The organism is Azospirillum sp. B510 (assembly GCF_000010725.1).
Lineage (GTDB): Bacteria > Pseudomonadota > Alphaproteobacteria > Azospirillales > Azospirillaceae > Azospirillum > Azospirillum lipoferum_B.
Genome location: NC_013859.1, coordinates 79,144 through 94,575 on the forward strand (window position 1 = coordinate 79,144; position 15,432 = coordinate 94,575).

Genomic DNA, 15,432 nt, shown 5'->3' on the forward strand with positions numbered 1-15,432 from the left:
GGAGCATTGCTCCGCCCGGTCCTCGCAACAATGTTCATCCGGGCAGGAGAGTTCCGTTTCCCGCCGGTTCCAGGAGCCGGTCCAACTCATCGGGGTCGATGAGCACCGTCTGCTCCATGGCCATTCCGCGATTGGACTGCGGAAGACGGAGCCAGGTCGCGCTGCGCCGATACACAGGGAAGGAGAGCGAGTCGATCAACTCCTCGTCGGTCTCCACGATGTAGCTTCCCGCCGGTTGCACCCCGTCGACGCCGCTCAAGGCAAAAGGATGGGCGAACGTTACGGTCCTGCTGGTGGTGCGGGTGAATGCGGTGGTCATCGAAGGGTGCTCCCATTCATGTCCGGCGGATTTCCTTGAAAGCAGCTGTCTATCCGCCCGAACTGGAGAACAGCAGCCCGGCAAGAAAGCCGACTGAGACGCCAAGTGTCAGATAAGCCATGTTCTTCCATTTCGGCGCGGACAAAGCCCAGGCTGCACGCTCTGAAACCATCCACTCCGACAACGTTCCGTGCGTGAGCGACATGGCGATCTCCTTCCGGATATTTGCTTCGAAATATGGTGCCGCCAAATTTTATTACAATGGAGAGAGGCAAATAATCACATTGATGCTTATTTGATTTTGGCGGCCGCCAGCCTCCGCTGGACAGGATCCTCTACCTAGATGATTCTTGAGCGTCCCTCATGCTGCCTTCTCACCATTTGGTGCGATGGAGCAACGACTTGCATGCCAACGCACGCGGCAAAAACCTGCCATACGCGGCCCTGACCGATGTGAGCCACGGCTCAAAAAAACATGGAACGGACCGCCTCGACCGACTGCCAGACGGTGATCGCCGTGGCGATGAGAACGGCGGCGGCTATCGCCAACGACACTGCCAGCAACACCCCGTCCTCTTCCAGATAGGCCAAGGCGATCAGCATGATCGTCACCGCCGGGACGACATTGCTCAGCGGAATGGGAACGAAGAAGACGCCTGCCAGCACGAGGACGACCAATCCGACCACGCGCGTCGTCGTCTCGAACGGCATCTTCCAGCGCGGGCGTATGACCGTCTCCATGCGCCTCAAAACCGGCACGGTACGATCGACCATACGGACCAGGCGCTGTGTCGAGAAACGCCGCGACATGATCGTCCTGGGAAAGGCCGGAGTTTCCCGCGCGAGGATCATCTGGAACGCGGGAATGGTCAGCAGCAGCCCGACGACCGGCGATGTTCCCGGAGTCAGCCCGATCAGTGCCAGCAACAGCAGAACGACGCCGAAGGAGCGCTTGTGCAGCCTGTCCAGCAGCCAGCCGAATGTAACGCCCTCGGCCGGAGCTTCTGCGAGCAGGCCACGCAAAACCTCGGATGTCGGGATATGCGGGGGCAAGACCGCGGTCATGACCGCATCGCTCCGGCAGTTTCGGTGGGGCGACACCTGCCTGTCATGCCGGGATCGACACCGTAACGGTCGTGCCGGCGCCGGACCCGACGGTCAGACCGCCTTTGACCTGCTCGGCCAGCAACTCCATCAAGGTGAGGCCGAGCGACCCCGTGCGTCGTTCGTCGGCCATGCCGATGCCATCGTCACTGATGCTCATGCGCAGGACTTCGTACGAGATTTCCCGGAACGAGACGGCGATGCGGCCGGATCGCCCGTCCGGGAAAGCGTATTTCAGCGCATTGATCATCGCCTCGTTGGCGATGAGGGCCAGCGGGATGGCCCGATCCGGTTTCAGGAACACCTCGTCGGCGTCGACATCCAGCACCACCCGCAAACTCTGTGCAGGCTCGAAGGACATCAGCAGGTCGCGGCACAGCATCCGCAGATATCCCCCGAATTCGATCTCCTGCAGCCCCTGCGTCCGGTAGAGCGTCTCGTGGATCTCGGCCATGCGGTCCAGCCTTTCCACGGCGCTGTGCAGCGCCTCCTGCACGGCCGGCTCCCGGCCATGTGTGAGGTCCAACTGGATGCGCAGGAAGGACGAGGCCATCTGGAGGGTGTTTTTGACGCGGTGGTTCACCTCCTTCATCAGGTTGTCCTTGTCGCGCAGCAGCAGGTCCTTGTCGGCAAGGGTGTTGCGCAGCACACGCTCCACCTCGGTGCGGCGCTCAACTTCGGCGGCAAGTTGGCGATTGAGTTCATCCAGCCGCCCGGTACGCACCGCGACACGGTGATCGAGTTCTTCGTTGAGTTGGCGCAATCCGTCTTCCGCCGCCTTGCGCTCGGTGATGTCGACAAAGGACACGAAATGGTGGCGGATACGGTCTTCTTCGAAAACGGGTGCGACATGCTGGAGCACCCATAGCGGCTTTCCGTCCCTCCGATAGAGCCGGACCTGGCGCACGATGGCCTCGCCGGCGCGTAGGGCAAGGCCAATGGCGTGCGCCACCTCCGGGTCGGTGCCGGAGCCTGACAGCAGATGATAGTTCTTGCCCAGAATCTCTTCGCGCGCATAGCCGCTGAGCCTGGTGAATGCGGCATTGGCGAAGACGATCGGGATATCCGGCAGGGTGGGATCGGCGATCAGCATGGGCATCAGGGTCGATTCCGCGGCCACCACGAAGGGGCCACCGCGCGCGGCCTCCATCCTGACCATTCTCTCTGCATCCTGTTGGTCGCGGGGATTATCGGGCATGCAGCGCTCCTTCGTCCGATCCATTATTTGAAAAGGATATAGCCGCTGAACGCAGCCTTCCCAGGCGAAGAAGTGGCGGAGTCCATTCGCCAATTTGGCGCCAATTGGCAAAATATATTGATTGATCCATGGCAAAAAACTCCCGAACTTCTTGCGTATGAAAAATATAGCTTTGCGAATACCAAAAGAACATCTCCTTTATATTCGGAAATTTATAGTTCTTAATTTCAGATTATATTTTCAAAGCCATTGATATTTTGCGGTGCGACATAATATAGGATTAAGTCATCGAGGTAGAGCACAGCGCTCCCTTTCAGCTCTCGCACCCCAAACAGTTATGGAGACGTCATGGACGACGGCACTCATCCCACATCCACCATTCGCCCGACCATTCGCAGTGCCAGCGACGAAGCCGCGGCGGGTAACGACGCGCCGAAGGGCGCCGGCATCCGCAGCGCCAGCGAGGAGCACATGGTGAAACCTGCCCGCGAGCTTGGTCAGCAGCCGAGGCCCTGGCCGCCGAGGCTGCCCGGCGCTTCAGGCAACCAGGGCTTTCCGGAAACCGTCCGGACCGCCGGCCAGAGATTTGACCGTGCTCTCAAAGACAGTCTCGACGAGGGTGGCGGTCGGGCCACGGCACTCGGCGGTGCCCTGATGGCAGGCTATGGAACGGCCATTTCAGAAGCGGTCACCTTCATGGGCCAAGCCGCGGAACGCCAGAACGAGCTGTTGAGCAGCATGCTTCAGGCCCGCGGCCCGCAGGACATCATGACGGCGGGACAACGCTACCTGCTCGGCGGATGGCTGGCCTTCTTCGAGGTCAATGTCCGCGTCGTCCAGGCCGCGTCCCGGCTGTCGCAGGACACCGCGCACAGCCCGCCCCAGCCTGGCGCCTGAGGCCGCCGGCCCTCTTCAAAGCCGCATGGACAGTATTTCGGGAGGATCTCCGTTGACCGGTCCAGAAAAGGAGACGCAGACGCTTCTCACCGTCGAAGAGCAGGTGGGCGTCCGCAAACGCCGACAGGTCACCGGGACCGTCCGCGCCAGCACCTTCAGCCATGAGCGGGAACAGGCGGTCGAAGCCGACCTGTCGATGGAAACACTGGAGGTCGAGCGGGTTCCCATCGGACGGTTCGTCGATGGCCCGATCCCCGACCGCCAGGACGGCGACACCACCGTCATCTCGGTGATCGAAGAGGTGGCGACGGTGGAGATTCGCCTGAAGCTGGTGGAGGAGGTCCGGATCACCCGCCGCACCGCGAGCCGCAAGATGACCGACACCGTCATGCTGCGCCGTCAGGAGGTCGTCATCGAACAGGATCCGTCTTTGGACACCCCCGTGACCTGAGCGGCCTGACTTACCTCAAGAAATTGAAATACTTTAAATCCTACTGGAGACTATCATGAGCACGATCATCGTTGGCCTTTACAAGGAAAGCGGTTCCGCCAAGAAGGCCTTCCAGGCCTTGGTCGCGGCGGGCTGCCAGGAAGCGGACATCGAGACCTTCGGCGGCGCCGATAGCGCCGACAAGGCCGCCCAGGGCCTGCTGGGACACGGTTTCGACAAGGAACTGGCCGAGCAGTACGGTGCAGCCATCCGCCAGGGCCACACCCTGGTTGCGGCCGACATCGCCGACCAGGATGCCGACGCGGCGGAAGCCATCCTCGATGAAAACGGGTCCGTTGACCTGCCCGAGCCCCCTGCGGTGCGGAAGCCGGCCCAGAAGGCGGGCAATGGCGGCAGCGTCGAGCAGGAAATTCTCCTTTCGGTGAAGGAGGAGGTCGAGATCGGCAAGCGCCGGGTCGCCAAAGGCGGATTGAAAGCCGTGTCGGAGATCACGGAAACCCCAATTCAGGAGACCGTAACGCTGCGCGACGAGGCGGTGGGCGTGGAACATCGCAAGGTCGATCGGCCTCTCCGCCCTGACGAGGAGAAGGCTGCGTTCGGCGAGAAGACCGTCGAGCTGACGGCGACCTCCGAAACGCCGGAAATCACCAAGGAGGCCCGCGTGGTCGGGGAGGTCGTGTTGTCCAAGACCGCTTCCGAACAGGAAAAGACCGTGGGAACCGTCGCCCGACGCAGCGATGTCAAGGTGGAGCCTGCCGGAAACAAGCCCGGCAACAAGCGCTGATCTGAAGCGTGCACACTACGATGGGGCGGCCGTCCGGCCGCCTCCCGCCGCAGCGGATATAACCTACGGCGGAGCGATTGAAGGTCAATCGAAGTGACATCCAGATTCAATTTTCGCTTGCCAGGAGATTTATATCAATAGAAACACAAAAGCGATTTCAAGACGTTGAATGTACACTGATGTATTTCGGCAATATCCCATTGCGGAAAACTCAGCGAACCCCCACTTTAATTATTCTAAATCCACCCCACGCCTGCTCATTTTTACCGAGGATCGCAAATCCGAGGTGTTTCCTGGCGTGACTCGATCCGGATGGCATGGCTGCCGCCATTGCCGACAAACCGGTCCACATCGGAGACACTTCATGAATGCCCGGACAAGGCTGGCCTTCTTCATTCTTAAAACCCACGCCGGATGGATCGTCCGTGCGGACGGCTTCGTCTATCCGCCCTGCGCCGACCAGATCGATGCGCTCACCAAAGCCATTCGGGAAGCGCAAGCAGCGGAACGTCTCGGCTTCGCCAGCGTCGTGCTGGCGCAATCGGCGGCAGGGGAACCCTGCCATGTCCGCTGGTGCAGTGCCGGCAATGACGGAGCGGCACAGGCGGTTATGGAGCCTCCATATCCGATAATTCCGGCCATGGCTGACATCCTGACGCCGACATCCGTATCGGAGGAACGTCCATGACTCCCCTTCTCCATTCCATCGAGGGGCGATGCCCCCGTGGCGCCGATGCGTTGCGTGAACAGCTGCGCTGGATGAATGCCGAGCGCCGCTGGCATCCAACTGTCTATGGCGCATCGCCGGACCAGTTTCCCCCCGCCTTTACACCACCGAGCCACGTCAGCCTGCCGCAGGGTGCCACGCTGACCCGCCTTACCAGAGCCTGTGCCGCGATTGGTGCGGCCGCCATCAAGGAACGGGTGATCTCATGAGCCTATCAGCCCATTATACCGTGTCGTGCCGTACAGACGGGTGGTTCGTCGGGCTTGAGGGGGAACGCTACGGCCCCTTTCCCAACGGACAGGTCGGTGCCCTGATCGCCGCTGTACAGGCCGCCAACCACGCTGGCAAGGACGGCCATGATGCCCGCGTGCTGTTGCGTATGGCGGATGGCCGGACCGACGCTGTCTGGATATTCGGCGTGGACAGCTACCCATCGCCTTGGGTGGAGGAATTGCATCGGATTGCACAACTGCCGCGGCGCGCACGCGCACGTGCACCGATCCCGTCCATTCTTTCAACAGATCTGCAAGCCATGATTCCGGATTCTGCGGTTGCTGGCCAGGCGTGACTGGGCCGGCCGGGATTTTCCTCGTTTGTTCAGGCGCGAATTCCAGAATTTTCCCTTATTAGAAGCTGAAAAAATCTCCAAAGAGTGGGTCGCCATTCCAATATTTTGAGCGCAAGACTGCCAGATTATTTTAGAAAGCCGGAGTATCTGGTGATGTCTCTTGTTTCCATATCCGTGATAGACGCGAACAATCTGTTTCGCCAGGGGTTGAAAGCCATGTTCGAGGAGCAGGGCTTTCACGTCGCCAATGAGACCTCGTCTCTCAAGGCGGCGCTCCAGATCGTCCAGGAGGGCGACGCATCACAGGTCATTTTGATCGATCCCGTCGGCATCGGCGACTTCACGGATCTTGTCCGGGCACTGAAGGTGGCCTGTCCGGACACGCATGTGGTGGTGCTTACCAGCACGCTGGACGCGGAAATCATGACGAAGGCCATCCAGGCCGGAGCGGACGGGTTCTTGATGAAGGACATGTCCATGGAGGCGCTGGCGCAATCGTTGCGGCTTGTCATGATCGGCGAAACAGTCTTCCCCAGCGCCTTGGCCGCACTGCTGATCGGCAGTCGCCTGAACGGCGTCGCCGATCTGGCGGTACTGCACAAAGGTGTTTCCAAGCGCGAGGCGCAGGTTCTGCGCTGCCTGCAGAATGGCAGTTCCAACAAGACGATCGCCAACCATCTCCGAATCACCGAGGCGACCGTCAAGCTTCACCTCAAGAGTTTGCTGCGCAAGATCAACGTCTCGAACCGCACGCAGGCCGCCCTTTGGGGCCTCAACAACGGCTTTGCGGATGCAGAGTGACCGGACTTTCTTTGACGGCATGATGGGAAGGCCGCCGTGCCGGCCATGGACGGAAGCGTGAAGCCGGCGACGTGACCACTGACCGCAAGGGGCTTGACGTCCTCCAGCCCATTGCGAAGCGGTTGGCCGCAACCGGACAGATCAGCCGGTTATCCCGTTGGTCCAGGCACAGGTTCTGCCAACCTGTTGTTATAGAAGGTGTGGCTGAGCTGCATATTTGCTGCATCGCATCGATGCGCAGTCAATATTTTTCCCGTTCCGAGTAGCGCTTCTGTGCAGGATAACACATATATCTTTGCATAACTCAACGCCGATCAAAAATATTGAAGTTATATTAATTATTGATTGACATATTGCAACTTGCACACTAGCTTTATGGTTATTGTTTGATGGGCCTGAAACTGCTGCGGAGTTGTTGGTGCAATTGTTTTAATTTCTTGTCTATTTCAGATCATGCATAAATTCATCAGTGCTCTAATTGTTTAGTATCTGTACGTTAACTCCATGCTCTCCTTCCATGAAACCCGGCGGGGCGAGGCTTGGCTAAAAGTTTCGCTGGCTGGGATCATCGTATTGGGAGGAGGCGATCATGATGTCGGCGGATGAAGGCACGGATCGTCATTGTCAGGACATTCCCCGTATGGATCAGGATGAACAGCAGCGCATACGGCCCGGCCCTTTGGCGATCGTCGGTATCGGTGCCTCGGCTGGCGGCCTCAAAGCCATCACGGCCCTGCTCAGAGCGATACCGGCTGACAGCGGCTTGACCTTTGTGGTGATTCAGCACCGGATTCCGAACAATGAACGATTGCTTGCCGACCTGTTGAAAAATGTGACGGTGCTGTCGGTCCATACGGCTCATGACGGGATTCCGCTGGAGGCCGATCACATCTATATCGCTCCGGCGGGTCGGTTGCCGACCATGGAGGCTGGCCAACTGCGCATCCGAGAATCGCAGCAGTCTGTCGACGCGACCCTGCCCATCGACATCTTCTTCCGCACACTGGCGACCGACCAGCAGGAGAAGGCGATCTGCGTCGTGCTGTCCGGTACCGGCGCCGACGGCACCAATGGACTGCGTTCGATCAAGGAATGCGGTGGACTTGTGGTCGTACAGGATCCGACGACCGCCGACTTCGACGACATGCCGGGCAGCGCCATCGCCACCGGCATGGCCGACTATATCCTGCCGCCGGAGCGCATGCCTGGCGCCATCGTCGATTTCGTTCACCAACCCTATATCGGGCCGGCAACGGCTCAGAAGACTGATGCGCCGGACGGCGCACTGGACGGCATCCTCGATCTGCTGAGTGCACACACCAAGCGCGATCACAAGGCTTACAAGCCGCGGTCGCTGACCCGCCGCATCGAGCGGCGGATGGGGATTCACCATATCGCCGATATGACGGAATACCGGGCCTTTCTGGGCACCCACCCGGCCGAAATCGAACTGCTGTCCCGCGACATCCTGATCAGCGTGACGCGCTTTTTCCGCGATGGTCCGGCGTTCGACATCCTGGCCGGAGAATACATCGTCCCGCTGGTGCGGAACCAGCCGGCGGGCAAGCCGATCCGCGTCTGGGTCCCAGCCTGCGCCACGGGGGAAGAGGCTTACTCCATCGCAATCCTGTTGATGGAGGCCTGCACACGGTGCGGCGTATCCCCCGGCTTCCGGGTCTTCGCAACCGACGTGGACAATCGGGCGCTGACCGTCGCCCGCACCGGTCTGTATCCCGAAACCATCACGGTCGACGTGTCGGTCGAACGGCTCGCCCGCTTCTTCACCAAGGCCGAGGACGGCTACAAGGTCGCCAAGCCATTGCGCGATGTGGTTTCCTTCTCCCAGCACGATCTGCTCAGCGATCCGCCTTTTTCCAAGCTCGACCTGATCAGTTGCCGCAACATGCTGATCTATATCGAGCCGGACGTGCAGAAGGCCATCTTCGCCCTGTTCCATTTCGCCTTGTTGGATAATGGCGGCCTGTTCCTCGGGACAGCGGAGAACCTTGACACGCTCTCCGACCTGTTCGCACCTCTTTCAAAAAAATGGCGCCTCTACCGGAAGATCGGTACGACGCGCAGCAGTGCGATGGCGGTCCCGCTGACGGGCGGACGGTCTGCGGTCCCGGTACCGGCACTGCCAACCCCTTTGCGCGGCACCAGCCCGGCGGACATCATCCGACAGGCCCTGCTGCTTGAATACGCGCCGGCGGCAGTTCTGATCGACGGGCTGCATCGCATCCAGTATCTCTTCGGTCCGACCGGCGATTTCCTCGACCTGCCGACGGGAGAACCGCCCTGGGATCTGACGGCGATGGCACGCGGGGAATTGCGCCTGCAACTCCGCCGCGCCGTCGCACAGGCGCTCGCCGTGCATGGCCGGGTTCAAATCTCCGGAATTCGGCACAAGCGTCACGGTGTTGTGGTGCCGGTGACCGTTCTGGTCATCCCGGTGCGTTTCCCACGGACCGGCAGCGACTTGCTTCTGGTGACATTCACGGCGGACCACGCTGTACCAAGCACGCCGGTCGCCGAGACCGCGCCGCTGCCGATGGAAATTGACGGAGTCGAACAGCTCGAAAACGAACTGCGCATGACCCGTGAGGAGTTGAACGACACCATCGAAGAACTCAGCGCCACCAGCGAGGCGCTGCGGGTCGCCAACGAGGAGATCCTGTCGATCGGGGAGGAGTCCCAGTCGACCACGGAGGAACTGGAGACATCCAAGGAAGAGCTGCAATCCCTCAACGAGGAACTCAGCACGCTGAACTCCCAGCTGCATGAAAAGGTCGACGAGCTGGAGGCGACCACCAACGATCTGGGCAATCTGCTGAGCAGCACCGACATCGCCACGGTCTTCCTGTCGTCAGACCTGCGGATCAAGCGTTTCACGCCGTCGGCGACCCGGCTGTTCGCTCTGCTGCCGCAGGACGCCGGCCGCCTGATCACCGACATCGCCCGACATTTCTCCGATCCTTGCCTGCTCCCCGACATCCGGTCGGTGCTGTCATCCCTGATGCCGTCGGAACGCGAAGTGTCGACGGACGACGATGCGACCTTCCTTCGCCGCATCCAGCCCTACCGGACGCAGCAAGGCCGGGGGGAGGGGGTCGTGATCACCTTCAGCGACGTGACGCCGCTGAAGCGCACCAGCCTGGCCATGGCTCTGCAGGCCCGCCAGTACAAGCTGATCGCCGATCTCGGGCGCAAGGACCTCATCGGAGCGGAGGGCTCGGAGACACTGACGGAAGCGGCCCGTCTGATTGCCGAAGGGCTGGGTGCGGACGGCGTCGCCATCCTCGGTCCCAGCGAGGATCCATCGGGCCGGCGCACCGGGGACGCTGACGATCTGGTCCTGCTCGGCAGTGCCGGCCTCTCCGTTCCACAGGAGCCTGCCGTCCAGATCCCCAGCGACATGTCGACACTGGTCGGACGGGTGTTCCGGTCCCGGCAGCCGTCGATCGTCGAGGATTTCGCCACCGATCAACGTGTCCGCTCCTCCATGGCGCTGTCGGGCAGCAACTTCGTCAGCGGTCTGTCGGTTCCCTTCGGCGCCGCCGCACGCGGACCATCCATTCTCGCGGTTCTGAGCCGCAAGGCCGGACGGTTCAACGATGCCGACCTGGAATTCGTCCAGGCCATCGCCAGCGTGCTGGGGCTGGTCATCGAACGGGCGGGGGTGCTGCGCACGGCGCGGGCTGAGCGCGATTTCGCCCAGGCCATCGTCGACACGGTCCGCGAACCGCTGCTGGTGCTGGACGAGATGCTGCGGGTGGTCGGCGCGAGTGCGGCCTTTCACCAATCCTTCGCCACCACGCCGGACGGCGTGCTCGGCATTCAACTGGCCGAGACGGCCGGCGGTCTGCTGGCCGATCCCGAACTGCGCCGGGCACTGGAACGGATCGTACCCGATGGCACGGTCATCGATGCGCTGGAACTGACCATCGGTCAGGGTGTCGGCGACCAAGGCGCCGAGGGACGCCGCACCCTGCTGCTGAACGCCCGCCGGCTCAATCAGGCGGGAGGGCTGATCCTGTTGGCGATGGAAGACGTCACAGAGCAGGTGCGCGTGCGAGAAGCCCTCGCCGCCGCCAAGGCTGCCGCCGAACTGGCAAGCGCCAGCAAAACCCGATTTCTTGCCGCTGCCAGCCACGACCTGCGTCAACCGGTCCAGGCCCTGCTGATGTTCCATCATCTGGTGGCGATGCAACCGCAGGGCGAGGCGGCGGCAAAGCTGCTGGTCAGCATGGGCAACGCACTGGGCGCCATGACCGCCATGCTCGACGACATCCTGGATGTGTCGCGCCTCGACGCCGGCATCATCCATGTGACGCTCCGGTCATGTCCGGTCCAGACGGTGATCGATTCGCTGTGCGCCGAGTTATCGCCGTTGGCCGAGGCTGCCGAACTGACATTGCACAGCGTTCGGACCAGCCTGTCGGTGCGGAGCGATCCCAAGCTGCTGGAGCGCATCCTGCGGAACTTCATTGCCAACGCGATCAAATACACCGACCAGGGTCGTATCCTGGTGGGTTGCCGCCGTGCCGGGCCGAACCTGCGCATCCAGGTTTGGGACACCGGACGCGGCATTCCGCCGAACCAGTTGGCGTCGATCTTCGAGGAGTTCCATCAGGTCGACAATCCGGAGCGTGACCGGCGGCAGGGGCTGGGGCTGGGACTCTCCATCGTGGATCGCCTCGCCGCGCTGCTCCATCACCCGATACGGGTCAAATCGGCGCCAGGGCGGGGATCGGTGTTCGAAATCCTGGTTCCGTTGGCCAGTCCGGACGATTCCCTTCCGAAGGACGAGGAGATGGCCGTATCCGACGGCGGCAACGGCGAGCGGGTGGTGGTGATCGACGACGACCCGACCGTTCTCGACGGGGTCGCCGCCTTCCTCCATGAATTGGGCTACGATGTGGTGGCTGCATCCGATGGCGACACGGCGGTGGAGCGGTTGGGGAACGGGGTGCCGGATTTGGTCATCGCCGATTTCCGGCTGAAGGGCACGGAAACCGGATCGGAGGCAATCCGCCGGCTGGAGCGGCATTTCGCCGCCCGGCTGCCCGGAATCCTTCTGACCGGAGACACTTCGCCCGCGCGCATCCGGGAGGCGAGCGCCAGCGGCTTCCTGTTGCTGCACAAGCCACTGAGCCCGGAGCCTCTGCTGACTGCCATACGACACGCCCTGACGGACCGGTCCGTGGAGCCGGGAACCGCCTGATGATCCTCTACCCGGATCCTCTGCCAAGGCTGGTCAAGCAACTCAGGGTCCCACCTTATCCGTCCAGATTTGGAACCCTGTCAGCAGATTGGGGCCGAAGGTGTGGGTGAGCGGCACGTCGGCCGCATCGCGACCCTGCGCAATCAGGATTCGTCCGATGCGGGGAGTGTTGTTTCGTGGGTCGAAGACATGCCAGCGGCCACCGAGATACACCTCCATCCAAGCCGCAAAATCCATCGGCGCATAGGGTGGTGGCTCGCCGATGTCGCTGATGTAGCCAGTGCAGTAGCGCGCGGGAATGTTCATGGCGCGGCAAAAGGCGATGGCGAGATGGGCGTGTGCAACGACAATTTCGATGTCCGGCGGACGTCAATTACCTTGTCCTGCCGAAAGTGGATCGGTCAGTCGTAGCGCAAGAGTGCCGCTCGACGTTTTGCGGATCGAACGGCAGCTCGAACAGCACGATCGGGATGCCATCGCCAGTGTCTTTCCGCAGGTCGAGGAGATGGTGGCTGACGACCGTTCCAAACGGTGGCGGATTCCCAAAAGCACGGTGAACGGCCTGATCGACGTCAGCGTCGAGGAACTTGCGGCGCTGGAGTCGGGCGTCCGTCTGATGCAGCAGCAGAATCGTGCTGTCGAGGCTGCCGAATTGACCGGATTGATGGCGAAACTGAAGGCCACGATGCGTCCGGATGCCATTCGCCGGGTTGAGCCCGATCTTGACGCGCTGCTCGAATCCGAAGGGCTGGCGATGCGTCCCGGCCCGCGGCCACGCATAGCGATGGGCGTCGTCACCATCCTCCGCGAGGCGATCAAATCCTGCCGCAAGGTGCGCATCGGCTACCGCAACCGGAAGACCCGTCAGACGAACGAACGGATCGTTCATCCCTATGGCTTTCTGCATGGCCACAGGCATTATCTGGTGGCTTGGCATGAGCATCCGAAAGCGGAGAAATTCGTCCTGTTCAGTTTGCCGGGCATCGAAACGGTGGACCTGTTGACGGAGAGCTTCGTTCGGGATCCCGTCTTCAATCTGCAGGGTTTCGCCGCCCGCTCCTTTGGGCTGTTTCAAGAGGAGCCATTCGATGTCGTGTGGCGGTTCGCTCCCGATGCGGCCGATATCGCCGCCGACTTTGTGTTCCACCCGACCCAGACGCTCGAACGGCAGGAGGATGGCTCCTTGATTGTGCGGTTCCGTGCTGGCGGCGATCTGGAGATGGCTTGGCATCTCTGCATCTGGGGCGACAAGGTTGAGGTTCTCGAACCGGCACGACTGGCGGAATTGGTAAACGGTCAAAGACGGGCGTGGCCGGCCTTGCCATGAAAAGACGTGGGATCGATTCTCCGATCAACACCTTCATGCACTCATCGCGCCTTTGAAAGATCGAGTGTCTGGGGAGTCAACCATCCGATCCGTCGCCGTAGAACATCAGTTCGGTAAAGGCCAAATCCTGCCCCCGCAACCAACGACAGTTGACAGCCCGCCTCCCACGAGGCGGGCTGTCGGCGTTTCGGGTCCGCCTCGGCGCATGCCTCCAGGATCGTACGCATCCGGTGAGTGACGCGGGTGCGGATCGAAACGTTCAGCGTGCTGCTCGGTGGATTTGGAGTAAGCGTCGTCTGGCGACTGCGGCGGAATTGGGTTGACGGCTCCGCTTCCGTTCACCCGTGGTCGGGAATCGTGAGGTTCCAGGGCAGGAGATCGGCGATTCGGTTGATCGGGTGATCCGCGATGCGGTCGAGCACATGTCGCAGGTAGGCCTGGGGATCGAGGCCGTTGAGTTTGGCGGATTCCACGATGGTATAAATCGCCGCGGCACGCTCCCCGCCGGCGTCGGAACCGGCGAACATCCAGTTGCGTCTTCCGATGGCCAGCGGCCTGATCGCTCGTTCGGCGGCGTTGTTGGAGTTCTCCAGCCGGCCGTCGTCCACGTAGCGCGTCAGTGCCGTCCAGCGCGAGCGGGCGTAGCGGATCGCCTTGGCCAGGTCGCCCTTGCCGGGGATGCGCACCAAGGCGGCGTCGAGGAAGGTGGCCAGTTCATCGAGAACGGGCCGGGCTTCCGCTTGGCGAATCCGGCGGCGGTCCTCGGCGGGCTGGCCGGTCAGGGGGCGTTCGATGTCAAACAGCCTGCCGATCCGTTTCAGCGCGTCGGCGGCCAGGGGCGAGCCGGTTTCGGTGTGCTCGTCGAAGAATTTCCGGCGCACGTGAGCCATACAGGCCACTTCGACGACAGCGGCCGGTTTGCCGCCCTTGGCTTCGTACAGAGCATCGAACCCGCCATAGCGGTCGGCATGCAGGTGCCCACGGAAGCCAGCCAGCTCCCGTTGCGGATGTTCGCCTTTGCGGTCGGGGGTATAGCGGTACAGCACCGCCGGCGGCCCTTGTCCGGCGTGCGGGCGTTCATCGCGCAGATAGACCCACAGTCGCCCCGTCTTGGTCGTGCCACGCCCGGGATCGAGCACCGGCACCGGCGTGTCGTCCGCGTGTAGAACCGAACCGGCCAGCACGTGCCGGCCAATGGCCTCGGCCAGCGGCGCCATCAGCGCCGCCGCCTTGCCGACCCAGTCAGCCAGCAGCGAGCGTTCCAATTCCACGCCTTCGCGGGCGTAGATGGCCGATTGCCGATAGAGCGGCAGGTGATCGCAATATTTGGCGATCAGCACATGCGCCAGCAGCCCGGCCGAGGGCAGGCCGCGCTCGATGGGCAGCGACGGCATCGGCGCCTGCACCATGCCCTCGCAGCACCGGCACGACAGCGCCGGGCGGACGTGGCGGATCACGGTGAAACGCGCCGGGATGTAGTCCAGAACCTCGCGGACATCCTCGCCCACCGGACGCAGGGCGCCGCCGCAGGAGGGGCAGGCCTCAAACGGGGCGTGCACGATCTCGGTGCGCGGCAGATGCTCCGGCAGCTTGCGCCGGCCGGCTTGGGCACGGCTCTCCGCCGAGGGCGCCCGCGGCTCGGCGGGATCGGCCGGCATCCCTTCGGCCGCCGCGGCAGCCTCCAGATCCTCCAGCGCCAGTTCGAGCTGGTCGATCTCGCGGTCGATCTTCTCGGAGGAACGCCCGAATTGCATGCGCCGCAGCCGAGCCAACTGGATCTTGAGCTTCTCCACCTCCAGCGCTTTGGCCACCAGGCCGGCCTTGGCGGCGGCCAATTCGGCCTCGCTGGCCTCACGACACCGACGCTCGGCCGCCAACTCCGCGGCCTGCGCCGCGATGATCGCGCGCAACGTCTCGATGTCGGTGGGCAGCGGCTCGGCGGTAGCGGGCATGGCCGGAGTCTACCCGATCGGCGGCTCCCGGAGGAGGAGCGATCACCACCCCGGCGCCGATCATCGGCGGGCGTGGCGGC

General features: G+C 62.4%; 14 protein-coding genes and 1 pseudogene. 9 read left to right on the top strand and 6 right to left on the bottom strand.

What is annotated here, in order from left to right:
* Window positions 1–34: 34 nt before the first annotated feature.
* The 4 genes from AZL_RS30345 to AZL_RS30360 all read right to left on the bottom strand — a co-directional run bounded on the left by AZL_RS30345 (window position 35) and on the right by AZL_RS30360 (window position 2,621).
* Window positions 35–319, bottom strand: a complete 285-nt coding sequence (locus tag AZL_RS30345) for a hypothetical protein (RefSeq protein ID WP_012978193.1) — start codon at window positions 317–319, stop codon at window positions 35–37.
* A gap of 49 nt (window positions 320–368) precedes the next feature.
* Entirely contained in the window at window positions 369–524 is a 156-nt protein-coding gene (locus AZL_RS36455) for a hypothetical protein (RefSeq protein WP_158279295.1), read from the bottom strand.
* Between the two features lie 260 nt (window positions 525–784).
* Window positions 785–1,384 (bottom strand): exopolysaccharide biosynthesis protein, encoded by a 600-nt coding sequence (locus tag AZL_RS30355; protein ID WP_042446535.1) that lies wholly within the window; start codon window positions 1,382–1,384, stop codon window positions 785–787.
* 43 nt (window positions 1,385–1,427) lie between these two features.
* Entirely contained in the window at window positions 1,428–2,621 is a 1,194-nt protein-coding gene (locus AZL_RS30360; RefSeq protein ID WP_247871411.1) for a sensor histidine kinase, read from the bottom strand.
* Window positions 2,622–2,969: 348 nt separating this feature from the next.
* On the opposite strand from AZL_RS30360, the gene AZL_RS30365 reads away from it, so the two are divergent.
* The 8 genes from AZL_RS30365 to AZL_RS33745 all read left to right on the top strand — a co-directional run bounded on the left by AZL_RS30365 (window position 2,970) and on the right by AZL_RS33745 (window position 12,073).
* The gene (locus AZL_RS30365; protein WP_012978196.1) at window positions 2,970–3,518 is read left to right on the top strand and encodes a hypothetical protein; all 549 of its coding nucleotides are present in this window, start codon (window positions 2,970–2,972) and stop codon (window positions 3,516–3,518) included.
* Between the two features lie 52 nt (window positions 3,519–3,570).
* Window positions 3,571–3,969: a YsnF/AvaK domain-containing protein gene (locus AZL_RS30370; RefSeq protein WP_247894566.1), complete on the top strand. Its 399-nt coding sequence runs from the start codon at window positions 3,571–3,573 to the stop codon at window positions 3,967–3,969.
* Window positions 3,970–4,024: 55 nt separating this feature from the next.
* A complete protein-coding gene (locus tag AZL_RS30375; protein ID WP_012978198.1) occupies window positions 4,025–4,753 on the top strand; it encodes a YsnF/AvaK domain-containing protein in 729 nt (242 codons plus the stop codon).
* Window positions 4,754–5,117: 364 nt separating this feature from the next.
* A complete protein-coding gene (locus tag AZL_RS36035; protein ID WP_042446543.1) occupies window positions 5,118–5,441 on the top strand; it encodes a hypothetical protein in 324 nt (107 codons plus the stop codon).
* A complete protein-coding gene (locus AZL_RS35030; protein WP_086935506.1) occupies window positions 5,438–5,689 on the top strand; it encodes a hypothetical protein in 252 nt (83 codons plus the stop codon). The genes AZL_RS36035 and AZL_RS35030 overlap by 4 nt, the downstream gene beginning before the upstream one ends.
* A complete protein-coding gene (locus AZL_RS35035) occupies window positions 5,686–6,048 on the top strand; it encodes a hypothetical protein (protein WP_086935507.1) in 363 nt (120 codons plus the stop codon). The genes AZL_RS35030 and AZL_RS35035 overlap by 4 nt, the downstream gene beginning before the upstream one ends.
* A 153-nt stretch (window positions 6,049–6,201) precedes the next feature.
* Window positions 6,202–6,849, top strand: a complete 648-nt coding sequence (locus tag AZL_RS30385; protein ID WP_042446545.1) for a LuxR C-terminal-related transcriptional regulator — start codon at window positions 6,202–6,204, stop codon at window positions 6,847–6,849.
* A gap of 640 nt (window positions 6,850–7,489) precedes the next feature.
* Entirely contained in the window at window positions 7,490–12,073 is a 4,584-nt protein-coding gene (locus AZL_RS33745) for a chemotaxis protein CheB (protein WP_052293821.1), read from the top strand.
* Window positions 12,074–12,115: 42 nt separating this feature from the next.
* Here the strand turns inward: AZL_RS33745 and AZL_RS30395 are convergent.
* Window positions 12,116–12,409, bottom strand: a pseudogene (locus AZL_RS30395) (transglutaminase family protein); the annotation flags it as partial.
* Here AZL_RS30395 and AZL_RS30400 point away from each other — a divergent pair.
* On the top strand, window positions 12,378–13,400 hold the full coding sequence (locus AZL_RS30400; RefSeq protein ID WP_247894567.1) for a helix-turn-helix transcriptional regulator: 1,023 nt from the start codon (window positions 12,378–12,380) through the stop codon (window positions 13,398–13,400). The pseudogene AZL_RS30395 and the gene AZL_RS30400 overlap by 32 nt on opposite strands.
* Window positions 13,401–13,738: 338 nt before the next feature.
* On the opposite strand, the gene AZL_RS30405 is transcribed toward AZL_RS30400, so the two are convergent.
* Window positions 13,739–15,352 carry an IS66-like element ISAzs18 family transposase gene (locus AZL_RS30405; RefSeq protein ID WP_012978204.1) on the bottom strand — a complete coding sequence of 538 codons (1,614 nt, stop codon included), beginning with the start codon at window positions 15,350–15,352 and terminating at the stop codon, window positions 13,739–13,741.
* Between the last annotated feature and the right edge of the window lie 80 nt (window positions 15,353–15,432).